Raw genomic sequence first — 25,931 nt, 5'->3', positions numbered from 1 at the left:
TTCCCTCTCGAACTTGATCCATGACAAGTTATTTCAACTGACTTAGCCACAGAACCAGTGATTTCTGATCACGCTCCGCTCCTATTTCTTTCAGCAGATCTCCTGCAGGCAGATCGGTCACAGCTTCCCCATTCCACCGTTCAATAACGATCTTAGTCAGCAGCTGACGATGAAGGATTTCTCTGAACACCATCTTCAATTGTGCTGCCTTCTCTGCGCTGCTGTAGAAGCTATGAATGCGTTTTCCATTGCTCTCTATCCAATATAACCACTGCTCCCCTTGAATGACAAGGAAATTGCCTGACTTACGAGCGAAGGCGCAGGACTTCTCTTGCGGCCAATCCATGATTAAGCCAAAGGGGTTAGCAGGATCTACAGCAGATAATAAGGTTATTGAATCGCTGCTGGATTCTGGCAGCTTGGCTCGCAGCTTCTCCGCAATCGCTGGTGTTGTGAACTGCATCGTTATGGTACCGTCTATGAAAATCCCTCGTGTAATCGTTCCCCATTCCTCGAACCTCTTCAGCAGCGGCAGCAGCTGATCCCATTGGAATGGCGATACAGCAGCAACCAGCTCTTTGGTAACAATGCCGTAGGTATCCAGCAAATGCCGAACCCAATAAGCTGCTGGCGATTCTGTATGCTCCGCATTCGCACTCGGAGTGAGGCCAATGGCACTGCTGTGAAGAACATTACCCTGTGGTTCGACTTGCAAGCTGTTGTCCTCTAATATAGTGGCTGTCGAATACCACCTGCCAAGTCCTGAGCCAGTACGCGCCCAGTCCTTGCCTTTCTTATTCGCTAACAGCCGCAAGGGTGCGAACTGATCATTCGATACATGACCCTCCCAAGCAAGCTCTAGGAGTGCCGCCAACGTGTCCGTCGGTGCTAGTCCTGCATCTCTGCTTATTCGGGTAAGGAAGCTGGCGCCCGATGCCTGCAGCTGCTCCAGCAGCCTAGGATGAGCTGCGGTTTTCTTATCCTTAGTAGATAGATATGGCTCATAGAGCGACCTGCTTGTAGCCAAGAAGAACGCAATCTTGCCTTCCTTATCCCCTGCATTCTTGCTTCCAAGCCAGATAACCTCACCTGTTGAACAGAGAAGATCAAGCTCTTCCTTACGGTACTCAGCCATTCTCGAAGGGAATATAATGGTTTCCCAGTGTGATACAGGAATATACAATCCCTGCAGTCGTTCGATAATCGCTCGCAGCCCATCCATGCCCCGCAGCTGTGTGCCTTGTAGAACATATTGCTGCATAGCCATCTGCGAGCACCAGCGAACAGGCTGGACAGGCTCCGCCTGCTTACGAGCTTCCAGAGTGGACAGACGAATCATACGAGCTGCCGCATTCCGGCTTGACCAGATGCGTTCATTCGCTTCATAGGCGAATGGTGCTTGCTCAATGATTCCTTGTCCCAGCAGCTCATTGACTATCCGCCTTGCGTCAACTAAAGACAGCTGTGGATATCGCTCGCATAATTCAATCTCGGTGAAGGAAAGCCTATAATCTGCGAACCGCCCAATGATGAATACCACAGACGCATGCTCGGTTGGAAAAGAACGATAGATATCCGCTTCATCTCTGCATATCCAGCGCAGATGTTCGTCATCTGAACCAAGCTGAACCAGCATGACTTCCCCTGCTTGCTCGGCTTGCTGAAGCAAGCCTACTGCTTCAGAACCGGCGAGCTTCATCCATTCATCGGTTGTCATGTCACCTCTTCGTTTCAACAGCTTAACTGCGTCGGCTCTATCTTGTACAGGTAAGCCCGATTCGTTCATTCGCTGGAGCTCAGCCTGCAGCACTTGCTCTGGAATAGCACTCTGAAGCGCTTCTTGTCCGAACAGTCTCCCCGCCAGCTCTTTGCTAACGTTCATCAGCTGCATCTGGACAGCTGCATCCAAGCCGTCTCCTTCATAGATGCGCATATTCACATAATCAGCAAGAAACTGCGCAGCCATAGGTGTTGGGAACTCCGTTTCCCTAACGACCATTTCAATATGTCCGGCACGGATATCCCCAAGCACTTCGCTTAGCCGATGGATATCCAAGTAATCATTCAAACATTCCTTCATGGCTTCATTCAAGTAAGGGAACTGCTTAGCATAGGGCAACGCCTCTCGAAGAAGCTCCTCGCTGCGAAGACGTTTCTGCCACAATGGGGTACGTGTGAAGCTGCGCGATAACAGAAGTGAGGTTTCTGCAATATGCCTGAACGCAATAGCCAGCAGTGGCGAGCCAGCTATCGCTTCCATCAGCATTGGTTCCAGACTTTCTGGAGTAACATGCCAGATCGATTGCAGCCATGACGGTTCCCTTTCTGGAAGCACGAATTCAATGCCATTATCCTTGGCATTGCCATACAGCCGATAAGGCAGCAGCTTCTCGAATTGCTGTTCAATAGCAAGCAGCCACGTTCGATTCACACGCCTGCCGAATGGATTATGGATAATAACATGCGTCTGATTCATGACATCCTTATAGTGCTCGATTACAACTCTGCGATGGGTCGGAAGCTCACTAACTTTGTGCTGGGATCGGATTAATGAAATAAGCTGGTCTGATGAGTGAGCATCTAATCCATACTGCTCCTGTAGCATGTCCTGTACAGGAGCATGCTTCAGCAGCTGCTCCTCATCTTCCTCCACCATAGTCGTCCTATCTTTTTCTTGCAGACCGAGCTTCTCTTCCAGAAGCTCGATGAACCTGCCTACTCGCAGCCCAAGAGCGAATGATCTCCCTGGACCTTCATTCCGCCAGAACGGGATTTCACTGAAGTTGTTCGCTGCTTCCCCTACATACACTTTATCCTTATCGATTCTGCGAATCATCCACGCATTCGTTCCCAGCTGGAACACATCACCAACACGGCTCTCCTGCACGAACTCCTCATCCAGCTCGCCAAGATGTATACGACTGTCTACATGATGCACAGGATAGGCAGAGCTCGACGGGATCGTCCCAGCCCCGGTCAATGCTGCAAGCGAAGAATTTTTCCGTCTCGTCAGCAATCCCGTATCCCGGTTCCAGTCCAGCAGTGGCCTGGCGAATGGATATAAGCCAGCAAGAACCTGCACCGTAGCCTCTAGCCTATCAACGGGAAAATTATTGTAGCTATCGCTCTGACAGATCAGCCGAAACAGCTGTACAAGCGTTATATCCTCTGCCGCTACGATCGACACCATCTGCTGTGACAGTACATCCAGCCTGTCTCTAGGAATTTCGATAGGCTCTATATCACGCTCTGCAATCTGTCTGCTTAGTACAGCAATCTCCGCTAATGAACCACGCTGCCGCGCAACAATAACACCTCGGCTAGCCGCTCCAACCGCATGGCCAGCGCGGCCAATACGTTGAATGCCTGAGGCAGCAGCAAGCGGAGAATCGAGCTGCAGGACAAGATCGATATGTCCGACATCAATGCCCAGCTCCAGGGATGAGGTCGCAACGATGCACCGCAGCTCCCCTTGCTTAAGCATCCTCTCTACTTCCAGTCGGCGCTCCTTGGCCATGCTCCCATGATGAGCCCGTGCCATCTCATAGCCGGCATGATCGTTCAACCGCAAGCATAGACGCTCGCACAGCCTTCTGCTGTTGACGAATAAGAGAACCGAACGACAGTCTGTCATGAGCGCGAATAGCCGATCAAGCAAGGGCAGCCATACCGACTCTCTTGTTGGCATCGGCTGGGAATGATCCGGCATTGTAACACTTACATCCATCTTCTTCTGCATGTTGCTCTCTACAATCGTAACTGGGCGAGGCCGGTAGCCTAATGGATGATTAGTTGAAGCTGAATTCACTTTCTCACCAATAGCGGTAAGCTCAGCTGCTCCCGATTCATTCGGCTCCCAGCCTCCGAGAAAACGTCCTACCAGCTCGAGCGGCTTCTGTGTGGCAGATACGCCAATTCGCTGTATAGGATGACCACTCAATCGCTGCAATCGCTCCAATGTCAAAGATAGATGAGAGCCTCGCTTGTCCGCTGCCAGGTCATGAATCTCATCGACAATGGCGAACTTAACCGTCTGCAGCAGCTCTCTGCCTTTCTCAGATGTTAGCAATATATAGAGGGATTCTGGTGTTGTTACGAGTATATCAGGAGGTCGTCTTAGCATCGCTGCGCGCTTGGAGCTGCTTGTATCTCCTGTTCTTACCGCAGAGCTGATGCCAGGCCAATCGCTATCTTGCTCCTGAGCATGCTGGTCAATTTGTTTAACGAACGAGACAAGATGATCATAGATATCATTATTCAACGCCTTTAACGGAGTAATGTACACAATTCGCACTCCGCTCTGCGGCCTTTTCTTCTGACTAGCTGCAGAATTAATCTTATCTTTAATAATAGCATCCAAGCACGGAAGCAAGGCAGCCAGTGTCTTGCCCGAGCCAGTCGGTGCAGCGATTAACGTATGCTTCCTTGACCGGATGGAATGCCAGGCTTGTCGTTGTACATCCGTCGGTTCACCGAAGGACGCTCGGAACCATACAGACAGTGAAGGATGAAAATGTTCAAGATCAGAATTCAACAATGGCTTCAGCTCCAATGAATAATATCCCTAATTATACCAGTGTAGAGGAAGATTCACCAAGCTGTTGCCCTATTTACTAGAACAAAGCCAGATGATACAATATGTATCATCTGGCTTTGTTCTAGACGGATGGAGCTGACTAAATTACTTGTTTCAATGACGAATTCAAGCGGATTGCGAGGTAGAGGTATTGATCGGTCAACTGTACAATCAACTAACGCTAAGAGCTTTGCTAATCGGGCTTCTGGTCCTATGCTTCACCGACGCCGCTCTTACAGACTATGGAATAAGATCAGCGTACATTCAAGAGTCTAACCCACTAGTCCGCAGCCTATATGAATGGCATATTGGAGCCTATTATGCCATTAAGCTTGTATTGCCGCTCTTATTGCTCCTGATTTATTCCAAGCTGCAGCACAAGCAATGGTTAAAAACATTATTGCTGCTGCCCTTTCTGCTCTATGCAGCCGTTAATCTGTATCATTTGGTGTGGCTATGCCTCGCTTTGAAGGCCGGCATGTAACAGCAGCAGCATTAGGAATGAAAGGAGCTCCAGAACTCGCCATTCCGATCAATGATACCTTTGATTTGCTCGAAAGGTATAGTGAAGGTTGGGAATCCCGCCGCGTAAGGAGCAATCTCATAGGGTTCAAAATATAAATGAACAGCTTCCTCTGTCACATAAAAAGGCTGATCCGGCTTAATCCCAGTATACGTGCCTGGAAAAACATAGCTGTACTGCGGATCATTCTTAATCTGTTCCCCTACTATGTCACTCAATACTTTGACATAATCACTTCCTGGCTTGAACAAATCCTTAAGCTGATACATAGAACCCGTCGTCACATTGATATGCGAATAGATTCGAATTGGCATGCCATGCGCTGCTCCGAAGGGGAAATGATAGCCCTCCAGCTCAATCACAAGCAGATCCTTATGGAAGAAAGCCACATTGTAATCACCCGAATAAGAATAGTCAAGCTGAGCATCTGATGGAATGGGCTTCACCTTCGACAGCGTCTTCCACGCTTCATTGATCTTCTTCTCTGCACTGGCATTAACCATTCCAACCAGTACTGGATAGTATACCAAATAATCTTTATTAGGTTTATATTTAACCTCATTAATTCTCAAAGGATACCGTAACGGAATCGTCTGATTCGGCTGCCAAATAAGCTCGCCATTATGCCGGAAGTAGGAGATTCGATTATCAATATTCACTTGAATAAGCCCATTCATTAAGGTCAAAACACCGTTTCCATCAAACCGTGGATATCCTGGAGCTGCTTCACCGCTGCGATCGATGAAATAGGTTTCTGCCCCATCAGAGGCTGAGGTAACACCCTCTTTATATTCCGAGACATCTCTATACTTGAAGTCGGATAATCGGATACCTTTTGTATCATATATCGCAAAAATAGACCCGAGAAAAGGCTGCTCCTCATCTAGCGCCTTACCTACAGCGAGCCGCTGCTGCCTAAGCTGTCTGATCTCATTATACGCAGGCTGAATGATCCATTGGCCGCGCCCATCAATAACACCATAGCGGGATTGGAAATCCTCTGCTGTATTCACAATCGCTCGACCATCTTGAAAAGCCATTGCATTCATATAAGCAGGAGCTATAACGATTGCCCCTTGTTCATTCAAATAGCCGTATTTGCCGCTTGCTTCCTTCTGGAACGGCAGCAATCCGTCACCCCATTGGCCAACAAAGGCATAAGGATAAGTAGCAATTCTCGTTCCATCGGGCTTAATGAGCGCATACTCTCCATCTTTCACTTTGACGACTGCGCGTTGTTGATTGAAATCATTAGCTTCCTCGTATTGAAGGGGAATCACTTCTTGTCCTTGCCTGTCAATATAGCCATATTTATTGCTGCCATCTGCCAAAGTGTTGTATACCATAGCTCTGCCATCATGCATAGAAGACATATATGAATACGTTTGCGGAGTAATCACATATCCCGACTCATCGATCAATTTAAACCCATCCTGATCAATAACAGCAGCACGACCTTCCGAGAAAGGTCCGATGAATTGATAGATGGGCTGCACGGCATAGGCGCCAGATTCATATATAAGTCCGCTATGTCCTCCCTGCTGAACAACAGCTAACCCAACCGGCTGAAACTCGTAGGCATATTCATACTTCGGCTGGATGGTCATCCTTCCGTTGCTGTTAATATAACCCCACATCGTGCCTTGGGTTGTTTTGACTGCACCCGGATATAGCGCGTAAGCTCTTGTGGACTGGTGCAGCAGCTTCTCAATCCGATTCTTCAAGTGAAGCATAGCTTCTCTGGATGGGTAAGGCTCCTCGAATGATAAAGCATGCTGTACGGATACGTAAGCTTCAGCTGGCAAGCCTGCCTTCAGCTGCGCATCAGCCAAATAAGACCAGTAAAAAGAATAATCGGGATGCTGATTTACAAGCTTTTTATAATAATGGACGACCTTCGGGAAATAAGCCGCATAAGCGTCTCTAGCAGGGATGAACGACCCTTGACTCCATCTAAGAAGCTCGACTTGATAAGCCTCGCCTGTGTCATGAGACCATAATGCCAATATAGATTCACCGCTAGGAACAGCTGCACTAGGTACGCTTACTACCTCCGCATAGCTGAAAGTAAGCTCAGCCGGAGTCAAGTCCTTAAGGCCCTGCGATGTCCATTCATACACAGATAGCTTCGACCATATCGCCCCGAGCTGCCAACCAATGAGTAGATTATTCACTTGAGGGCTAGTAATTGGTGCGGCTGTAAGCAGTGTTACACCATAGCCTTGACCTGGTTGACGCGCAACGGTTACCCAAGAATGCCCCCGGAATGCCAGAATATCAACATATAATTGATCATTAGAGCGGAATACGACAGCAATCTCCGGCATATGATCCCCATTCAGATCAGCCATACAGATAGCATATGGATTGGGTGATTGATCAAGTGTGATCAGCTCTGCACCTGCTGGCAGAGAAGCTTTGACGACTCTTATCAACTGCTCATTTATTGGATACATAATAGCACCCCACCACTCATCGCATTATTCAACTTAACTAAATAATCGTATGCTTGGGGCTGCGCATTATGCTATTTAGTTAACATAATATTTATTATGTTACTTCACGAGTCCGATTGGAATTTTACTGGATATATTACCCATTGCATGCTGAAGCTGCTTGTTATCAATATGCGTATAGATTTGGGTCGTCTCGATACTCGCATGACCAAGCAGCTCCTGCAGCGTTCGAATATCGGTGCCGCTGCGAATCTGCATCGTTGCGAAGGAATGTCTCAGCTTATGGCTGGATATCGATTTATCCCCTAGGCTGGGCCAATCAAGCTTCAGCTGTCTGATCGTTGTATCCGCGACTGTCTGGATCATACGAATCGAGAGACGACGGCCGAGCTGCGATACGAATACCGGCTGCTCCTTGCCCGCTCTCACATCCATTCGATCATCCAGCGCTTTGCGAAGCACGTCATGAAGGGCGGCAGGGAGCGGAATAACCCGCCATTTGCGCCCTTTGCCGAGCACATGAATGGCGCCATCTTGCCGAATATCGGGAACATTCAGCCGATGAATCTCACCAACACGCAGACCGGCATAGGCCATAAGCAGCACAATTGCCAGATTACGATAATAATATTTGCCATGGATTGATTGAACGAGAGCTTCCAGCTCATTCTCCTCCAAGTAGACCGGGATCCGATTCTTCTCCTGCTTGGACTTCGCTATCAACGTGGCAGGATTGGCATCGGCCGCTTCCATTTCGATAAGAGCCTTGAAGAAGGAACGGAGTGAAGACAGCTTGCGATTCCATGCTTCATCTCCTGCCCCATTCTCACGGCAGCCCGATAGAAACCGCATCACATCCATTTTGCCAAGCTGCTTCACACTAACAGGATGCACTTCATGCAAAAAATGACGGGTATCATTCAAGTATGCTTGTTGAGTCGCTTTGGTCATTCCTTTATTTTTCATCCAGATCGAGAACAGGTCGATTTCCATACTATAGGTATCTAGTAGTTCATGATGTTTGATCGCTAATGCGCCTCCGATGTAAAATAATGGTTAATAATACGATAAAATAAACAGTACTCTGTATTCTATCACACCCAAAAAGAGGCTTACAATCGAAATTGCGTGAAATATGTATTTCATGCAATTTTTCTAAGCCAAATATCGCCCTATTTCCCCACTCATCGAGCATTCCTTTCATTGGTGAACGCAAAAAAAGAAGAAGAGACCGCCTTCTCCTCTTCTTCTACTTGCTTATATCATTTATTGCTTATCCTAGCAGCTGTACAGCAACACCTTCTGGAATAATATGCTCTACTCTTTGTCTAACTTCAGATTGATTCAGCTCTTCTCCGAACAAAATAATCTGACCTGCGTCTTCTCGCGAACGAATGAGCCGTCCTATCCCCTGTCTAAGACGAAGCAGCATATACGGCATGTCCACATCCTCGAACGGCTGCTCTGAATCATTGCGTCTAGCTGCAAATACCGGATCATTCGGAGGGAATGGCAGCGACCACACAATTACTTGGGATAAGGATGCGCCTGGAATATCCAGCCCCTCCCATAACGTAACTGCACAGAGAATACTGCTCTCCTCATTCTGGAACTCACCAATCAAGTAACTAATCTCAGCAGATCCTTCATAGAGGAATCGATATTGTAAGCTGATAGGAAGCTTCTGCATCTCTGCACGGAACTGTTCAAGCTCCTCTTGAGATGGGAACAGCAGTAAGGTTCGTCCGCCGGAAGCGATTAACAGCTCCGTCGTTTTGCTTATTTTATCCGTGAAGGACAATGTCGTTCCTTGTTCAGGCACAAATAGCTTCATTTGATTCTCGTAATCATACGGAGATGCAACAGAGAAGCTAAGCGCTTGATCAATTCCTAAGCTGTCTTTAATGTAGTCAAAGGAACCATTAACAGACAACGTGGCAGATGAGAAAACAATCGGCATTTTTTTGGAGAACACTTGCTCCTTCAGTACTTCCTTCACCCATTTCGGCATAATCACTAGGGAGATCCCTTTGGAATCGTCGGTTACCCAGCTAATTGGCTTCTCTGCCTGCTTAAACAGAGATAATGCGAATTGAATCATTTCCAAGTGCTCTTCTACAATTTTCAATTGATACGTATCAATTGTGTACAAGCCGCTCTCGAACACCAATTCCTCTTCAATTGTTGCGAGGATATCCTGCAGGCGATTAATCTCGCGAATCAGCTCTGCATTCCATATAATTTCCTTCCGATCAGAAGCGGTTACCTTTTCACTGTACTTATTCACGATGCGGAACAAATGCTCACTCTGCGTGATGGCATCCTCGACGGCAACAGCTAACGATTCCCGAATCTCCTCTTGCAGCAGACGAGTGACAATGCCCTCGAACTGAGCATGATTCAGCTTATAGGTTAATGCCTGCTGCGCCGCAGTCTCCAGCAAATGTCCTTCATCAAATACAACAGAGCTATGCTCTGGAAGGAGCGGAAGCTGCCCTTCACGCTTTCTCGCTTCGTAAGTCCACACATGCTCCATGTAGAAATCATGAGAACAGATAATCAGATCCGCAGCCTTCCGATAATGCTCTCGAGATAACGTCTGGCCGCAGCGATGACGTCTGCTGCACACAAGGCAATCCTGGAATACATCCCAGCCTAGCTTATTCCACTGCTCGTCATTCAGATCAGGATAATCTTTGCGATTGCCATAAGGGTAGAAGCTCTGCATCGTCTCTGGCTTATGAACGAAGCTTGGCAGCTCGCGATAAATATCATCGAAGAGCTCTCCGTCATCCAGCTCAGACTTCGCATCGTCCAGCTTATTCAAGCACAAATACTGATCCTGCGATTTGCCTAACCTAGCATCAATAGTCAGCTCCAGATATCGTGCCAGCTTAGCAATATCTCCTTCTGGCTTCACTAACTGTTCAATCAATGACTCGTCCGCACAAGCAATAATCGCTGGTTTTCTTGTATAACGAGCATAGCTTATCGCATATAGCAGGTAGACGAGCGTTTTACCGGTTCCTACTCCTGCTTCTGCGAATATCGTCTGTTTATCAGCATAAGCCCGCTCCAGCTGGAAAGCCATGTAGATCTGTTCATCTCTTATCTCGAAGCCTGCCTCAGGAAGCTTCTCATAGAACACATCTGCAATCCAATCGCTGGCTTGCTGCATATATGACTCTTTTGGGTCGAACGTAAACGGATAATTACTCAATATCGTTGTGCCTCCATTAGGCACAAACGGCTGCGTGCAGCGCACGCAGCCGTTTGTGCAATCCCCTTTTCAAACTCTAAAAGTCAGACTTCGGTTTTCGCGGCTGTGGTTTCGGTTTGTTCTGTACTGCAGGAAGATGCTTCATGCTGCGCAGCATTGTTCCTTTGCATATCGGACAATTCTGATCCGTCGATGCGAACTCATCTCTAATCCACGCTTTGCAATCCGGATTTTTACATTTTAAAATCTTGGTAGGTGTTAATTTCGGTTTAACTATGTCTTCACTTGTAGCCAATTCTTTACATCCCTTTCCCTCATGCACATTCAAAACAATCCCGATTAATATATCATTTCTGGGTGGTCCAAGTCAAAGGGAATTAGGTATTGCGACATGCTCAGAGACATTTGTGAGAAGTACTTCTACCAGCTGTTCATCCATATATCCGTAATCATCCGGTATGTGCAAGCATATGACTTTTTTACCAGCTAGCTCTACCCCATATTTATCCTGTAGTCTTCGAACATGCTTTTTCTCCATAGCAAATATAAGATCTGCCCATCCAATATGTCCTGCTGTCACCTTAATTCTTGCATGATCCTCTGTCCCTGCTGAGCGTACCTCAAAGCCATCCATAGGTGCGAATATATGCTCGGCTGTCAGGCTTCGCCATTTGTTGCGACTGCATACAAATAAAAGTTTGATGAAATCGACCTCCATTATTAGCCTAACAAGGCACTGCTTCTAGCGAAGAAGCAGTGCCTTTCCACACGATGTATCTATTCCTCCACCACATCTGCCCTGAGTGCGCTGGCAACCTCAACCATAGTTGGAATCACTGCATCATTGTTACCCGACACGTAGATTTCCCCCTCATAATGCCGGAATGGAATGAGAGTATCTCCAAAACTCCACATGAAGAAATCTCCTTCAATTGACATGCTGGTCGCACCTTTCACAGTAAATACAGATGAATAAGTGAAATCGGATTTTTCAGCAAAATATTGCTTACTTTCTTCTAAAGTTATCATTTGTTCGGATTGGCCATCGCCCTGCAATGATCTCGTAATGCGATATCGTTTGCTCATTGTAATCCCTCCACTGTTGTTCTTCACACGTTCATGCGATTCTAAAAGTTCATTTTACTATAACAATGCCCATTAACACCACTTCATCTCTACTATTCAAACTCTAGAGTAAAGATAAGCGCCCATTCAAGTCTGCTTAAGGATTCCGGTGAGAAGTCCGAAGTGTAAATGGCATTATTGCTTGTTGCGTGCATTCCCCATACATGAACAGGCTCATCCGCTAAAAAGGTTTGTGGTGTACTGTTGAAGATCAGCCCTCTTGCTGTCAATTGTTCATCATATGGAAGGTTAATAGTAAAGAGGCTTGAACTATTGTCATAAATCGTATTTACTTTAATGATGTGAAAACTATCTTTTCCATCAAGTGACACCGTTTCAATCGAAATAATGATCTCTACTTCCTGTGATTCCATAGCACCCGAACTGAAGAACAAATCGCCAATCGAGCCTGAGGATTTTACTTTTTTGCCATCTTCCCAGAGATCAATATTTAGCTTCGCATTTGGTTTGTTTCCTTCATAGCGTACTTTAAATGCACCGGACATGGGGCCTAAGAAATGCTTAAACTTAGCTCCGTCTCCTGTAAATACGTCGACTGGTGTTACTGTTATTTCCGCTGGTGCTTCCTTTACTTCAGGTTCAGATTCCTGTGCTGATGTACAGCTTGACACTAACAGCAATAGTAAACTTAGGAACACAACTACACTCCATGTTTTGAATCTATTAATTGCCATTGGTCCTCCCTATTAGACGAGAATCTATTCCTTCATCGACCGAGCCTGCGCTTGTCTGCGCTTCATGACTCCAGAGACCATTTCCACGAACAATCTTAATGATCTCCAATAGATCTCCTATCTTGCCATCATGCTCAAAATCTTCCTGATAATGCTTGTCTTCCTTCCATATGCCGATCATCCCAGCATTTCGACTCGCTATTACATCGTTGAGCGGATGATCTCCTACATAGATGGCTTCATCTGCTTCCAGCCCTAATCGGCTAAGCCCTCTTGCGAAAATAGCTGAATCCGGCTTCCTTAAGCCCTCTGTCTCAGACACTAGAATCGTATCGAAATAATCTTCAATCCCTAAGGCCAGAATGTTATTCATTTGAAACCGGCCAAAGCCATTCGTTATCATCCCGAGCTTTAATCCCATCTCTCTCAATAACCCCAATATTTCATGAAGATTATTGAAGCCTATGCAATGTCTCTGGAAGCCTTCGATGTAATCTTCTAGAAGACACTCCCCATCCAGCTTGAGATCGTACTCCTCTATGAGCTGCTGGTACACTTTATCTTTCCAGACATACCCCCGATTGTCCAGCTCAATAAAGCGATTCACATACACGGATTTCGCAACCTGCTGCAGCTCGTTCCATCTTTCGTACTGCTCCTCTACAAAAGAAAGTAGAGAAGCGTCCCGATTAAGCAGTGTACCATCCAGATCGAATAGAACCCCTTTTATCAAACCATTCCCTCCTTTTTGCAATCAACAGCATACCAATACTCACAAGCCTGTTCGATTTGATCGACCCACTCTCCACTTGGGTCTGCCTTATAGGTTCGCCAAACGAGTTGACGTGCAGGGGACAAATTCTTATCCTGATCATCTACATACCAGATTGGTCGACTAGAATCTAAGTTCTGATTAACTAGGTTATAGATCGCAAGCTCCGGCTTGCAGACTCCAACTGCACTGGATATAGTGACGCTTATAATAGAAGACCGCACAGACTGAAGAAGCTCGACTAGCCACTCTTCCCTATGATTACTGAGCAGATGGATATCCATTCTCTCACTCCAACTGGCAAGCCGCTCTATCGCAGGCAATGGCTGCATTTGCTGCTTCAATACCTGCTTCGCAGCTACAGTATCAAGCAATGGATTTAGCTGCTTCAACCATACCCAGAACTCCGACTCGCTCATTGCTCCAGTCCACAATGGATGCCTTACTTCTTGTTTTAATCGTATCTTTACCTGCTCAAAGCTCATTCCCGATTGCTCTGCTACCTGCATCCACATGTGAGGAGATAGATTGCTAATGAGCACCCCAGCCAAATCCAGCACTAACTGCGGCTTAGCTGCCATGGTCATCAACTCCCCTTCGTCTACTTTCACCTTGCCAGTAGTACATGGAATCTCCTCTCTCCCTATACAAAAAGGCCTGCATCAGCAGACCTTCTAATCTGTCTATCCTACAATGCTGGTGTAATGCTCGACTGTTGGGAACGGATCATAGAAGTGATGCAATAAGCTCTTCCATTCCAGATACTGCTGTGATCCTCGGAAGCCTATTGTATGATCCTCTAGCGTTTCCCAGCGTACGAGCAAAATATATTTGTTCTCTTCCTCGATGCATTTCTGCAGTTCATGGTTCACATAACCCTTCATACTAGAAATAATTGTTGAAGCTTGCTTGAAGCTCGACTCAAATTCGTCCGTTAATCCTGCTTTTACTTGTAGAATCGCTACCTCTAATATCATGTTATAATTCCTACACCCTTCTTCATTCAATCTATGATCTATAATTAATTAATGATAGAGTACATCTTCACATCGATATACTCATTCTTCACGAATACATGCTTACGTAATATCCCTTCCAGCCTCATCCCTGTCTTCTCCATTACTTTGGATGAACCAATATTATCTGGATGGCATCTTGCTTCGATTCTAACTAAGCCCATATCTTGAAAACCAAACTGGATAACGCGATTCACCGCTTCTGACATAATTCCATTATTCCAATATTCCTTCGATAGTGCATAGCCTATTTCAGCTTTGGAATGCTCACGGTCCCAATTCACATAACCACAGGTTCCAATTAACTTGCCGGTCAACCGATCAACCACACCCCATGAAGCAATATCTTTGTTCGTATACCTTTGCAGTACGTTGGAGATGAACCTCCGTGTATCCTCGATCGATTGATGTGCCTCCCATGTCGTATATTGCGAAACCTCAGGATCAGAACAATAATGGAACATATCTGCAGCATCACTCTCACGAATTTCCCTGAGCAGCGTCCGCTCTGTTTCTAATATTGGAAGATGGGCGAAAATATCTGCATTGTTCAATGTACATTCCCCCTTAGCAAATTCAGTAATCAATCAACTGTTGGCTGCTTCAGTCTCCATGCTTCTGATACAGATTCGCACTCCACTGATCCCAATTCTTGGATCGAATGAATTGATAACCTCTGCTTATATAATAACCATTCAACCGTTCATTAGCGGCCATACAATCAAGTCGTATCTTCAATCCATTAGAGTGAATATAGCTCTCTGCCCAATCAAGCAGCTGCTCGCCTATCCTCATTCCGACATGGTTTCTGCTCGTTGCAAAGCGGTGAATATAGCCAGACTCCTTATCATCCAGCTCTTCCCACATGAAGGAATCCGACCAATTAACAATTAAAGTACCGACAATTACATTCTGCCATTCTGCTACATAAATTTCGGAGCCACTCTCAAACCATTCATGCACCTGCTCCAGATTGAAATATTCTGGCTTCCATTGGTTAATGCCTTTGGCTTGCAGCCATCTGGCAGAAGCTTGCCACAGCTCTAATATACTGCTGCTATCCTCCAACAACGCTTGTCTTATCTGGATCGTAATCGGCTCGCTTACCTGCTTCATCTTTTCACCTCTGAATGTGAAGTTATGTTACTTTGTTCTATAGCACTATCCTTGCGAATGCTACTCTCTATTCCCCACCGCATAAGGTCCTGTATGAATGTCGATAACTACTCTAAAAGGACCAATCTGTGAAATCTCATGCTGACAAGTCCATTTACTGCCGTCTATGCCCTCAATTGTATTACCGTCTTCAATAACCTCGCCATTGTGATATATGTAATTCCCATAGGAGTATAATGTATTGGCAATAACATTCGCATCCAGGCTGTGATAATGACACTGCAGATCTGGAAGACCAATTGCCCCAAGACCAATTGTATCCATTAATGAATCCTCGGTGCCTTCAATTTGATATAATCGCACATTAATGATTCCGATAAGGGGATCATAGGATTCCGATCCAGGTACGTTATCCAGGTAGTCCTGAGGCTCAATCCACTGTTGGCTGTGAACCCAATGCATGGCCGCACATGGTACTTCTTGTACAATCGTGTAGAGAACCTTCTGGAATAGCTGCATTCGAATAGGATAGGCAAGTCCAGATGCCATCATGTCGGTAACGAGTACCGAATATCGGCCCTTCTCCTCTACGACTTCTCTCGCCTCAGACCATCTCCAGGATTGCTCGAAGCTCTCATCCCATCTTTCCCTAACCTTCTTGCTTTCCCTGAATGCTAGAGTAATCTGGGCCGGCAGTATTCCATCTGCATATTCGCAATAATGCTCTTGGAACACGAATGAGATGAAGCCGTCGCTCTTGCCGATGAGCACTGCATCAGGCAGCAGCTCTCTAATTGAGGCTAACAGTGAATCTGGTGATACATTAGGCTTGTCAGTGTATAGCAGCTCGACCCCATACGCAGCCACGAATACTCCCTTATTATTGTCATCTGGATTATGTTCGGACACGAGGTTCCCTCCCTTCCAAGCGTTAAGCGTTCAATCGACTATTCTAATGAAAAAACCGCATAATCGAATTGTCCATTTCTGTACAAATCATTGGATATGCGGCACGATGTAGCAGTTAGCGTATATTATACCACACCCAAATGGATGTGGCTTCCTTTTTCGGATGAGTTTAGGACAATCAGCCTTCATTCGCGCTGATCAAACTTAGCTCAATCATTAGAATGAAAAAACCCGAGAACCTACAGGCTCTCGGATTCATCACAGGCTAAGACTTATTGGAATCTCTGGCCAGATCGATTATCATTACAATCAGCACGAGTAGTTGAATGAGCAGTTCTGCACTCATAGTCCTTCCTCCTTGCTATCCGCAATGCTCCTTCTCTCTGGTCTCCTCCCCATGCATGCTTAAACCTGACTTACGTTTCCCACTACTATATATATGGCGTGAACCAGCCTTGTATGACTCGAGTACTCTTATCCATTACTTTATATGGATGTTGATTTATAATTCTCTCCAAGGCATTGCTTAGCGATATACAGAATCTGTCCCATATGCTCCGAATAATGCGCAGCGCATTGATGCAGCATGTCTAGATTCGTTCTAACCTTCTGTCTAACGATCTGAGTCATAATAGGAGTTCCTTTTCCCGTATTGGAAAATAAATATCGGTCTGAATATGGTCTGACTCTTTATCCCAATTACGAACATCATACACCTCGACTAGGAAGCGTTCACATAAATCATAGGAATGACTGGCTAACCAAGTCGAATTCAAGTATTCATGAATAGCGCCGGCGCCCGCAGCGGCTTCTTCTCGTTCTGGCAATGTAAAGACAACGTAGTCATTCTCTGGAATTAAACGATATACCATTCCTTCTGGTATGTCATTGCTGATATAGACCTGTGCACCGATAAAATACTCCATCCCCTGATCATTCGAAGCATCCACTTCAGGATTCGTAAGCAGCCCGATTACCTCATCTGTATTGATGCAATTGGTAAGCTCTCCTCTTCTAGCATAAAACTGTTCGGCAAGCTGTTGAGCCGAGATCGCTGAGGTCCCCTCTTCCAACGATACTTGACATGCTAAGCCTAACAAAGTCATCTCAGGTCTCTTCAATAATTTATCCTTCAACGTCCTACCTCCCATCATTCCTACCATTATTGGTATGCACTTACAATTGATAATCTGCATAAGCAGCTATAGGTTGTTAAGACTTTTCTAATGGATGTGAATCGAACGATAACGACACGGAGAATATAGAGAAGGATATTCGTGGATGACTACCACCCTTGCTTGTCTTGCCTCGCAAAGATGGTGTGGATGTCTATGCTTCTTACGCTCAGTATCACCTGCTTGCTGCTAAAGATTGCCCGGTTCATACTTATCGAATTTCGTTACAATTTTATTCAGCTCCAGCTCAATATTGAACTCTGTGTTCTTAGGAAGATTAACAATGAGGAAGCCGCCGAACACAATCTCCCATTTGCCATGCATCTCTATAATTTGTGTTTTGAGTCTATCAATTTCTTCTGATAACATTGCAGTCTTACTAAGCAGCCAAGTATATCGCTTGTAATCCGACTTACGCATCGTTTCCATGTAATAGTATATATCTTGATCCTGCTTTACTTTAATAATATCTCCGAATGTGACCTGTTCCGTGAATATAGGGTTTTCGGCTACTCTGTACGTATTATCCGTAATCTGGTGAACATCTAACTCTTCAATCTGTTGCCCCATACCATCGAAGCATATTTTTAATTGCAGAACCTCTCGTATGATCTTCACCTTCTCAGCTAAATTACATCATATTTTATAGATTAATAGAATTAGAGTCAATTCACAACGTTAATTATCGATAATATCCTCTATTATTTCTATCGGCCTATTAATTAATTACATTAATCTTTCACATGGTTTACTATTAACCTTATTATATTTCCTCGTATATTGGTATCACTTCTTGAATCTTTGTTCAAAAGCAGCTTGATCTCCGTTATACACATTAATATCTACATATGCTTCAATGCCGTCTATTCTACCCCGGTTATTGTACTGCCAGAACGTCCATTCTCTATTGTACTTAAGGCTAGGATGCTTCACAATATCTCGAATCCATATCTCATTCTCATAGAATTGATCAGTAATATAGGTGTTGAACGTATCGTATGTCACATATAGTATCGGTTTTTGTTCATAATGCTGCTCCAAGATATCACTTAGAATGGTTAATTCACGCCGGATTACTGCGACCTCTTTATCTAGCGCAATCTCAATATCAATGACTGGTGGCAGTTGAATTCCATCGTTAGGTACCGTATGTATGAAATGCATGGCCTGCTCTTCACCTGTACTCTGTGTCGTAAAAAAATGATAAGCGCCAACTAACAGATCCGTCTTGTTAGCCTCCAGCCAATTCTGCTCAAAATATTTATCTGTGAAATCTCTACCCTCGGTTGCCTTGATGTAGGCGAATTGGTATTGTCCGCTGCCAGCTACTTCTTCCCAGTCAATATCCTTCTGATAACGGGCTACATCAATGCCTCTAACCTCGTACTTAGAGGCGAATATACTGTTGTGCCAGATGATGCCCTTATACTCTAGTACGCCAATGATAAATAGAAGAACAATAATAATGATCAGCCTGTAACGGCTCACAAATCTAATTGTAGCCTGTCGTCTATTATGCAAGATTATAGATTCCCTCCATTCTATCCATCCTCGCCTAGTCTATCTGTCCTCTCACATTCAGATACTGGTAGCCTATCCTAACAATAAGGTTTTGCCAAGCGCCAAGTACTCTCTAATCATATTAACAGGCTTCAAATAACCGGGCGAAGGGCCTGGCATACCATAAGCCGTAATATCCAGCTGACGAGCCAGCAGCTTCGCTCTGAACATGTGATAATCGCTTGTAACTAGAATAATGCGTGGCTCCTCTATTCCTTTCTCCTTCATAATCCTTTTAGAAAACCGCAAATTTTCTTCCGTGCTCGTCGACTTATTTTCCAATATGATCCTCTCAGGTGCTACACCTTTGCTCTCTAAGTAGCTGCTCATAGCCTCCGCTTCCGAAATATCCTCATCGGGTCCCTGACCGCCGGACACAATAATCGGAATATCACCTCTGCTGGTTGCGACCCTCAAGCTTGTATCCAGCCTGTCCTGCAAGGTTTGTGACAGCTCCGCACCCTTCAGGCCAGCTCCCAGCACAACGATATAATCGGCGTAGGCTGCTTGATTCTCTTCGCTTCGGAAGCCAGACAGGACATAACCTTCTGCGATGACAAAGGATATCCCCACCAATAGGGAACCCGCAATAAGAAATCTTTTAACCATATAGTGCTTTTTATAATTGATTTTGGTGCCTGCAATGAACACAGCGCTGGCGAAGCATATCAGCAAAACCCCGAAGCTTCGTCCGAGTGTGAGCAGTAATGCAGCACAGACCGCGATTAAAAGGTAATCTACTTTTTTCATCGGTAATCGAATTCTCCTTCATTCCTATTCCCATAATGTTCTGTAATCTACTATTGCAGTATAACAAACCTCCTAATTGATGGGAATAGGTCACAACTAGCTCCTAATGCGGATAATGCGTATAAAAAAAAGCACAGAGCGTCAGCCCCATGCCTTCTATCCATTCACGAACAATTATCTACTCGCTTTGCCTTTGGTGAACCATTCCGATTGAGGCTTGCGCACTGGCTTAGATTGGGAAGCCGCAGCTGGCCTTGAAGATGAACCAGCTGATCTTGACGATCCAGCTCCTGCTCCTGCTCCTGCTCCTACTCCTGCTCCAGCCGTCGCCGGTTTAGGTGTGCCAGGTCTAGCGCTTGACGGTCTGCCAGAAGCCCCTTGTCTTGCACCCGATGGTCTATTCGCTCTTGGCTTACCTTGTCCCGCTCCAGCAGAGCTCTTCGCGACTGGACGATTGCGCATCGGATATGGATGATCCTTCACTTCAGGGATGCTCTTCTTAATCAATTTCTCAATATCCTTCAGATTCGACAGCTCCTCCAGCTCGCAGAAGGAGATTGCCATTCCGCTATTGCCTGCTCTACCCGTACGGCCAATACGATGAACATAGGTTTCTGGAGTATCAGGAAGGTTGAAATTGAAGACATGGGAGAGCTCATCCACATCGATACCTCTTGCTGCGATATCTGTTGCTACAAGGACACGTGTAATGCCGTTCTTGAAGTTTCTCAAGGCGTTCTGACGGTCATTCTGGGACTTGTTCCCGTGAATAGCTTGAGCTGTAATGCCTGCTTTAGTCAAATCACGTGTTACACGATCCGCACCACGCTTGGTACGAGTGAACACTAGTGCAGACGCAATGGCTTTGTCCTGCAGCAGATCATTGAGCAGCGCCTGCTTCTTCCCATTCTCGAGCAAATAAATCGACTGCTCTATCCGATCTACCGTCGAAGACACGGGTGTAATCTCTACTTTTACTGGATTAACGAGAATAGATTTAATCATGCTCGCTATTTCTGTAGGCATCGTTGCCGAGAAGAACAGCGTTTGTTTCTTACTAGGCATCTTGGCGATAATTCGCTTAACGTCATGAATAAAGCCCATATCCAGCATGCGGTCAGCTTCATCCAGTACAAGAATTTGAACATGCTGCAGATCAATACGCTTCTGGTTAATCAGGTCGATTAGACGGCCCGGTGTTGCAATTACAATATCCGCACCTTGGCTAAGCGCACGCTCCTGCGCTCTCTGTGAGACACCGCCGACAATAGAAGTACAGCGAATATCTGTATATTGGCTGTAAGCCTTGATGTTGTCTGCAATTTGAATCGCCAGCTCCCTTGTCGGTGACAATATGAGAGAACGAATACGGCGTGCATTCGTCTTCACGATCTTCTGCTCGCTGAGGAGTTGAATAATGGGCAATGAGAATGCAGCAGTCTTACCCGTACCCGTCTGTGCACAGCCCAGCAAATCTCTGCCCTCTAATACAGCAGGTATCGATTGCTCCTGAATAGGCGTTGGCGAAGTATATTTCTCTTTACTTAAAGCTTTTAGAATGGGGGGGATCAAATTTAATTCGTTAAATGTCATGTTATCTCCTTAATTATAAGTACATATATTATTATTTACGTAATTTCAATGATGAATTGCAGCGGTCTCCACTAACCGTTCTGTTACGTCATAACAAATAAAGATACCATAGTTGAGCATGAAAAGATACAAGCTTTTTTTCAGAAATTAATTAGTAGCAAAAAAAAACCGAATTACGCTCTCACGTAACCGGCTTTTTACTAAGCTAAGCTATAATTCCTTCTGTCCCTATTCACTCAATATAACTACGCCATAGCCAGGCACTTCAACCGTACCCGCAACTGCTTCGCCAGATATCGCATCAGTGTAGGATACTCCCGTTTCCAGCTCTGCAGTAACTGCGTCAGCGTTGTGGTTAAGCAAGAACAACAGCGCCTGACCATCCTTCGTCCGGCGCGAGGCTTCGAGCCCAATAGGACCACTCGCTAGTGAACGAATGCCTTTATCCTGTACTAGCTTAGCCATAAAGCCTTCCATGAATGCCTTATCTGGGCTAGTTGCAACGTACCATGCCTCGCCTTGACCAAACTTATTGACTGTCAGAGCAGGCATGCCCTTGTAGAAATCACTGCCGTATTCCGCAACAGCCTGCGCGTTCTCCGTATGAATCAAGTCGCACAGAATACCACACTCATAAGAACCCTGAAGTGCTCCAAGCTGCTCCTTCATCACGAGCTGATTTGTTTTACCCGGCAGCAGGGCATCGATCTCCTCTGCCCAAATGCCCAGCACATTCCGAAGCTCACCTGGATAACCACCCGTTGTAACGAGATCATTCTCATTCACGATGCCGCTGAAGAATGTCGTTACGAATGTGCCGCCTGCCGCTACGAACTCCTCCACTTTGTTAGCATAACCAGGCTTCACCATATATAGAACAGGAGCAATGACGATATCGTACCCGCTCAAATCCTCTTCTACACCGATCATAGCCGTCTGAACGTTCATATTGAACAAAGCGTCATAATATTTATGAACCTCGTCAACATACTTCAATGCGACAGTTGGACCGCTGGACAGATCAATTGCCCATCGATTCTCCCAATCGTACACAATGGCAACCTTTGCCTCAACACGTGAATCCAGAACCTTGTCACCGAGCTTCTGGAGCTCCATACCAAGCTCAGCGCTCTCGCGGAAGACACGGGTATGCTCATGACCAACATGCTCAATTACAGCTCCATGATATTTCTCGCATGCGCCGATCGAACGACGCAGCTGGAAGAACAACACGGTATCCGCGCCGCGTGCTACTGCCTGATGGCTCCACAGACGCATTACACCTGGACGCTTCAACGAGTTGTAAGCCTGCCAGTTCTGCTGGCTAGGTGTTTGCTCCATCAGCATGAACGGCTGGCCCTGCTTCAGACCACGCATCAGATCATGAGTCATAGCTGTGAAGCTGTACGGGGTGTCCAATAAAGGGTAGTTGTCCCATGATACCACGTCCATATATTTTGCCCACTCGAAATAATCCAGCTCTGGATAGAAGCCCATCAGATTCGTTGTTATAGGAAGATCTGGTGTATGCTTTTTGAGCACATTGTATTCGATCTTATAGCATTCCAGCATGCTTGCTGATTGGAAGCGACGGTAATCCAGCGATATGCCTTGGAAGTTCGTGCGGTTGCCGCTCCACTCCTCACTCAGCTCATTAGGAACGACGATCTCATCCCAATTGTAGAAGGTATGGCCCCAGAAGCGTGTGTTCCAAGCTTTGTTCAGCTTCTCCAAGGTGCCGTAACGCTTCTGCAGCCATTCACGGAAACCTGTCTCGCAATTATCGCAGTAGCAATAACCGCCATATTCGTTCGACACATGCCAGATCAGAACAGCAGGATGATCCTTGTAGCGCTCAGCCAGCTTCTCGGCAATCCGTTCCGAGTAGATGCGATACGTTGGGCTGTTCGGACAGGAGTTGTGACGACCGCCAAATTTACGCTTACGTCCTTGATAGTCTACACGCAGCACATCAGGATATTTCTTCGCCATCCAAGCGGGGTGCGCTCCTGTACTTGTGGCGAGACAGGTGTAGATACCGTCCTTATACAAACGATCTATGGTTTCATCCAGATAGGTAAAATCATACGTGTCTTCATTCGGTTGAGCCAGCGCCCAAGAGAAAACGTTAACCGTTGCAACATCGATGCCCGCCAGCTTGAACATACGGTTATCTTCGGATAATATTTGCGGGTCTTCCCACTGCTCCGGGTTATAGTCTCCCCCGTACCAGATCTTAGGAAGCTTGCTGTTGATCATTATGGACACATCCTTTACGATAGTGGTATATAAGTATATATCCATTGTAACGATTGTTGTATGCGCTTTAAATATAAGATACTAGAGAAACCCATATAATAATATGGAACTTACTGTAGGAGGAAGACCCATTGGAACCTATTGTGCTGGCTAACCAATTGACCCATCTGCGATTTGTCCTCACTCCGTCTGAGGAACAGCCTATGCCACTCATGGTGGAGAGCCTTGGACATAACCGAGAACAAGAGAAAGTAACTCGTCCACAGGGGTATCCGATTTATCATTGGATTCAGACCAAGCGAGGAGAAGGTCAAGTTCAATTTGACGATAAAACCACGCGCCTTGCAGCTGGCAGCGGCGTGCTGCTTCTCCCCCATGCTCCTCACCAGTACGAGGCAGCCGCGAATTCGGACTGGGAAACCTTTTATGTAACATTCGGTGGACCTGCAGTAGAAGCAATCCTACAATCCTTGGATATGAACCGGTCTGCTTATTATGAATGGGAGGAGCAATCACCCTTTGCTAATCAAGTTGAGGCGATGCTCCATCGGATCAAAACCGATCACGACGTATTCGGACTTCATCTCTCCTCCGATGCTTACCTATTCCTTACCATGCTGAGCAAATATGGACAGCTGCACAATAAGGCGACGATATCCAGCAATGTGGACAAGCTTCGTCCGCTCATGGAATGGATGGAGCTGCATTTGGCCGATCCGGATATTGGCTTGCCCGAGCTCGCTCAGATATTAGGTATCTCATCACGCCATCTCAACGGGCTATTCCGGCAGACCTTTAGTTTATCCCCCTATGCGTATTTCATCAGCCTGCGAATCCGCAAGGCCAAAGAATTACTCGTCATGCAGCCGTCCTCAACCGTCAGACAAATCGGAGAGCTTGTTGGATTCAGGGACGCCAGCCATTTCGTAGCAACCTTCCGCCGCAGCGCTGGCATGACTCCTGAGCAATTTCGGAAGCTTCATTAATAAGAAGAAGCGTTATTTGCTCATTTTCGCCTGACACTATAATGCCTCATCGCGCGCGGCACCCCTTTGATGTCCAAGTAGCCATTGTACACAAGATGCCGCAATCGATATTCGAAGTAAGCATCGCCAATATACTGCTCGCAATAGCCAAGCGCTTCGCCAATGATCCGTGATGCTTTTATGAAATCATTATTTCCTCTATAGGAATGAAGCTTGTCTATCGTATTTAACAAATAATCATCGAAATAATGATCAGCAACACTGACAATCTGTTGACCATCCCATATTCGCAGCACCTCATGCTGCTGGGCTAGCAGCAACCAATCCTGCTCCAATTGCTCTCTGTCTTGTCTTGATATTGGCCTCGATGCTACCGCATCGTCAAAGACAGCTCTTAGCTTCTCTGTAGGGATTTCCCCACTGTGTACATATTGGATTTCCCTATCTGGCCGATTGAACCTATTCTCACAAGTCACTGCTGGATTAAATAAGTGAATGTCATTCCTGCTCTGCCTCAGCAAATACATCGCAAATCTTAGTCCTGCTTGCTCATAAGCATTCGTGCTGCACCATATTACAATTGAGGCATGTACCGGAATTTGTTTAAGCTGCCTGACCAGGCCAGCATGATTGGCTTCTACTTCTTCATCATCGGAATACAGCTCACTATAGCCTTGATTAATGTGATCCCTAAGCCATTCCTCTCTTAGACTTCGCCCTTCCTCTTCATGAAGCATCCATAATGGACCAATGGAGAATAGATCCTGGAAGCATATAACCTTATTCGTCTCGACACATCCCAGCTGGTTAATGACTGCTTTCAAGCTCCCTGCAGTTGAATCACCGAATACAAGATGAACTTTAGCTGTACGTGCATCTGGCTCCCATCTATGTATCTGTTCATCAGGCATGAGCAGCTCCTCGTAGAGCTCCTTCAAGGAATCATATACATCTTCAGCCGTGTTAGAATGAAGGTCTGAGGGATGGACCTGGAGCATCAAATGCTTCAATACCATCTTCAATTCCTGAGGTGACAGCTTATCAATTGCTTTCTTGATCTCGATATATCGTTCCATTGCCCTCTACACTCCTCTGCCGCTTCTGAATTATATTTGTTGCCGCCTTAAGCGAGGTAACTCTAAGAAATTTTAACATGTATACACTCGAAAAACATATGAACATCCCAAAAATATCCAAAAT

At 45.8% G+C, this 25,931-nt stretch carries 24 protein-coding genes; 2 read left to right on the top strand and 22 right to left on the bottom strand.

Annotation, left to right across the window (positions count from 1 at the left end):
- Positions 1-28 precede the first annotated feature (28 nt).
- Positions 29-4,537 carry a DEAD/DEAH box helicase gene (locus AC6ESP_RS14230; protein WP_497097396.1) on the bottom strand — a complete coding sequence of 1,503 codons (4,509 nt, stop codon included), beginning with the start codon at positions 4,535-4,537 and terminating at the stop codon, positions 29-31.
- A 190-nt stretch (positions 4,538-4,727) separates the two neighbouring features.
- On the opposite strand from AC6ESP_RS14230, the gene AC6ESP_RS14225 reads away from it, so the two are divergent.
- Positions 4,728-5,060: a DUF5658 family protein gene (locus tag AC6ESP_RS14225; protein ID WP_497097395.1), complete on the top strand. Its 333-nt coding sequence runs from the start codon at positions 4,728-4,730 to the stop codon at positions 5,058-5,060.
- Between the two features lie 11 nt (positions 5,061-5,071).
- On the opposite strand, the gene AC6ESP_RS14220 is transcribed toward AC6ESP_RS14225, so the two are convergent.
- The 20 genes from AC6ESP_RS14220 to AC6ESP_RS14125 all read right to left on the bottom strand — a co-directional run bounded on the left by AC6ESP_RS14220 (position 5,072) and on the right by AC6ESP_RS14125 (position 23,745).
- A complete protein-coding gene (locus AC6ESP_RS14220) occupies positions 5,072-7,555 on the bottom strand; it encodes a WG repeat-containing protein (protein ID WP_497097394.1) in 2,484 nt (827 codons plus the stop codon).
- A 99-nt stretch (positions 7,556-7,654) separates the two neighbouring features.
- Entirely contained in the window at positions 7,655-8,521 is an 867-nt protein-coding gene (locus AC6ESP_RS14215; protein WP_497097393.1) for a tyrosine-type recombinase/integrase, read from the bottom strand.
- A gap of 307 nt (positions 8,522-8,828) precedes the next feature.
- Entirely contained in the window at positions 8,829-10,775 is a 1,947-nt protein-coding gene (locus AC6ESP_RS14210) for an ATP-dependent DNA helicase (RefSeq protein ID WP_497097392.1), read from the bottom strand.
- Positions 10,776-10,851: 76 nt separating this feature from the next.
- Positions 10,852-11,097: a cold-inducible protein YdjO-related protein gene (locus AC6ESP_RS14205; protein WP_497097420.1), complete on the bottom strand. Its 246-nt coding sequence runs from the start codon at positions 11,095-11,097 to the stop codon at positions 10,852-10,854.
- Positions 11,098-11,142: 45 nt separating this feature from the next.
- Complete coding sequence (locus AC6ESP_RS14200; RefSeq protein WP_497097391.1) at positions 11,143-11,493, bottom strand: low molecular weight protein tyrosine phosphatase family protein; 351 nt, start codon at positions 11,491-11,493, stop codon at positions 11,143-11,145.
- Between the two features lie 59 nt (positions 11,494-11,552).
- Complete coding sequence (locus AC6ESP_RS14195) at positions 11,553-11,861, bottom strand: hypothetical protein (protein WP_497097390.1); 309 nt, start codon at positions 11,859-11,861, stop codon at positions 11,553-11,555.
- A 92-nt stretch (positions 11,862-11,953) separates the two neighbouring features.
- Complete coding sequence (locus tag AC6ESP_RS14190) at positions 11,954-12,595, bottom strand: hypothetical protein (protein ID WP_497097389.1); 642 nt, start codon at positions 12,593-12,595, stop codon at positions 11,954-11,956.
- Positions 12,585-13,328 carry an HAD family hydrolase gene (locus AC6ESP_RS14185; RefSeq protein ID WP_497097388.1) on the bottom strand — a complete coding sequence of 248 codons (744 nt, stop codon included), beginning with the start codon at positions 13,326-13,328 and terminating at the stop codon, positions 12,585-12,587. Before AC6ESP_RS14185 ends, AC6ESP_RS14190 begins: the two co-directional genes overlap by 11 nt.
- Positions 13,325-13,978: an HAD family hydrolase gene (locus AC6ESP_RS14180; RefSeq protein ID WP_497097387.1), complete on the bottom strand. Its 654-nt coding sequence runs from the start codon at positions 13,976-13,978 to the stop codon at positions 13,325-13,327. Before AC6ESP_RS14180 ends, AC6ESP_RS14185 begins: the two co-directional genes overlap by 4 nt.
- Positions 13,979-14,050: 72 nt before the next feature.
- The gene (locus AC6ESP_RS14175; RefSeq protein ID WP_497097386.1) at positions 14,051-14,344 is read right to left on the bottom strand and encodes an antibiotic biosynthesis monooxygenase family protein; all 294 of its coding nucleotides are present in this window, start codon (positions 14,342-14,344) and stop codon (positions 14,051-14,053) included.
- Positions 14,345-14,388: 44 nt separating this feature from the next.
- A complete protein-coding gene (locus AC6ESP_RS14170; protein ID WP_497097385.1) occupies positions 14,389-14,937 on the bottom strand; it encodes a GNAT family N-acetyltransferase in 549 nt (182 codons plus the stop codon).
- Between the two features lie 49 nt (positions 14,938-14,986).
- Positions 14,987-15,499 carry a GNAT family N-acetyltransferase gene (locus AC6ESP_RS14165; RefSeq protein ID WP_497097384.1) on the bottom strand — a complete coding sequence of 171 codons (513 nt, stop codon included), beginning with the start codon at positions 15,497-15,499 and terminating at the stop codon, positions 14,987-14,989.
- Between the two features lie 60 nt (positions 15,500-15,559).
- Positions 15,560-16,408, bottom strand: a complete 849-nt coding sequence (locus AC6ESP_RS14160) for a DUF4261 domain-containing protein (protein WP_497097383.1) — start codon at positions 16,406-16,408, stop codon at positions 15,560-15,562.
- Between the two features lie 486 nt (positions 16,409-16,894).
- The gene (locus tag AC6ESP_RS14155; RefSeq protein WP_497097382.1) at positions 16,895-17,038 is read right to left on the bottom strand and encodes a DUF1572 family protein; all 144 of its coding nucleotides are present in this window, start codon (positions 17,036-17,038) and stop codon (positions 16,895-16,897) included.
- Positions 17,035-17,544: a GyrI-like domain-containing protein gene (locus AC6ESP_RS14150; protein ID WP_497097381.1), complete on the bottom strand. Its 510-nt coding sequence runs from the start codon at positions 17,542-17,544 to the stop codon at positions 17,035-17,037. The genes AC6ESP_RS14155 and AC6ESP_RS14150 overlap by 4 nt, the downstream gene beginning before the upstream one ends.
- 228 nt (positions 17,545-17,772) lie before the next feature.
- Positions 17,773-18,201: a DUF4265 domain-containing protein gene (locus AC6ESP_RS14145; protein ID WP_497097380.1), complete on the bottom strand. Its 429-nt coding sequence runs from the start codon at positions 18,199-18,201 to the stop codon at positions 17,773-17,775.
- A gap of 168 nt (positions 18,202-18,369) precedes the next feature.
- On the bottom strand, positions 18,370-19,104 hold the full coding sequence (locus AC6ESP_RS14140) for a GH25 family lysozyme (RefSeq protein WP_497097379.1): 735 nt from the start codon (positions 19,102-19,104) through the stop codon (positions 18,370-18,372).
- A 72-nt stretch (positions 19,105-19,176) separates the two neighbouring features.
- Entirely contained in the window at positions 19,177-19,893 is a 717-nt protein-coding gene (locus tag AC6ESP_RS14135) for a YdcF family protein (RefSeq protein ID WP_497097378.1), read from the bottom strand.
- 174 nt (positions 19,894-20,067) lie between these two features.
- Complete coding sequence (locus tag AC6ESP_RS14130; RefSeq protein WP_497097377.1) at positions 20,068-21,486, bottom strand: DEAD/DEAH box helicase; 1,419 nt, start codon at positions 21,484-21,486, stop codon at positions 20,068-20,070.
- A gap of 228 nt (positions 21,487-21,714) precedes the next feature.
- Positions 21,715-23,745, bottom strand: a complete 2,031-nt coding sequence (locus AC6ESP_RS14125) for a beta-galactosidase (protein WP_497097376.1) — start codon at positions 23,743-23,745, stop codon at positions 21,715-21,717.
- Positions 23,746-23,876: 131 nt separating this feature from the next.
- Between AC6ESP_RS14125 and AC6ESP_RS14120 the strand changes: the two genes are divergently transcribed.
- A complete protein-coding gene (locus AC6ESP_RS14120; protein ID WP_497097375.1) occupies positions 23,877-24,731 on the top strand; it encodes an AraC family ligand binding domain-containing protein in 855 nt (284 codons plus the stop codon).
- A gap of 20 nt (positions 24,732-24,751) precedes the next feature.
- On the opposite strand, the gene AC6ESP_RS14115 is transcribed toward AC6ESP_RS14120, so the two are convergent.
- Complete coding sequence (locus AC6ESP_RS14115) at positions 24,752-25,807, bottom strand: DUF1835 domain-containing protein (protein ID WP_497097374.1); 1,056 nt, start codon at positions 25,805-25,807, stop codon at positions 24,752-24,754.
- Positions 25,808-25,931 lie beyond the last annotated feature (124 nt).

This window comes from Paenibacillus xinjiangensis (assembly GCF_059686975.1).
Note: the sequence above shows the minus strand (reverse complement) of the source record. Positions and strands in the feature narration are given on the sequence as shown.

Excerpts from the sequence above, each read along its gene's own strand:
- AC6ESP_RS14215 (WP_497097393.1), bottom strand. The coding sequence starts at position 8,521 with ATGAAAAATAAAGGAATGACCAAAGCGACTCAACAAGCATACTTGAAT.
- AC6ESP_RS14155 (WP_497097382.1), bottom strand. The coding sequence starts at position 17,038 with ATGACTCAGATCGTTAGACAGAAGGTTAGAACGAATCTAGACATGCTG.
- AC6ESP_RS14175 (WP_497097386.1), bottom strand. The coding sequence starts at position 14,344 with ATGATATTAGAGGTAGCGATTCTACAAGTAAAAGCAGGATTAACGGAC.
- AC6ESP_RS14195 (WP_497097390.1), bottom strand. The coding sequence starts at position 11,861 with ATGAGCAAACGATATCGCATTACGAGATCATTGCAGGGCGATGGCCAA.
- AC6ESP_RS14220 (WP_497097394.1), bottom strand. The coding sequence starts at position 7,555 with ATGTATCCAATAAATGAGCAGTTGATAAGAGTCGTCAAAGCTTCTCTG.
- AC6ESP_RS14190 (WP_497097389.1), bottom strand. The coding sequence starts at position 12,595 with ATGGCAATTAATAGATTCAAAACATGGAGTGTAGTTGTGTTCCTAAGT.
- AC6ESP_RS14135 (WP_497097378.1), bottom strand. The coding sequence starts at position 19,893 with ATGAAAAAAGTAGATTACCTTTTAATCGCGGTCTGTGCTGCATTACTG.
- AC6ESP_RS14165 (WP_497097384.1), bottom strand. The coding sequence starts at position 15,499 with ATGAAGCAGGTAAGCGAGCCGATTACGATCCAGATAAGACAAGCGTTG.
- AC6ESP_RS14115 (WP_497097374.1), bottom strand. The coding sequence starts at position 25,807 with ATGGAACGATATATCGAGATCAAGAAAGCAATTGATAAGCTGTCACCT.
- AC6ESP_RS14125 (WP_497097376.1), bottom strand. The coding sequence starts at position 23,745 with ATGATCAACAGCAAGCTTCCTAAGATCTGGTACGGGGGAGACTATAAC.
- AC6ESP_RS14130 (WP_497097377.1), bottom strand. The coding sequence starts at position 21,486 with ATGACATTTAACGAATTAAATTTGATCCCCCCCATTCTAAAAGCTTTA.
- AC6ESP_RS14200 (WP_497097391.1), bottom strand. The coding sequence starts at position 11,493 with ATGGAGGTCGATTTCATCAAACTTTTATTTGTATGCAGTCGCAACAAA.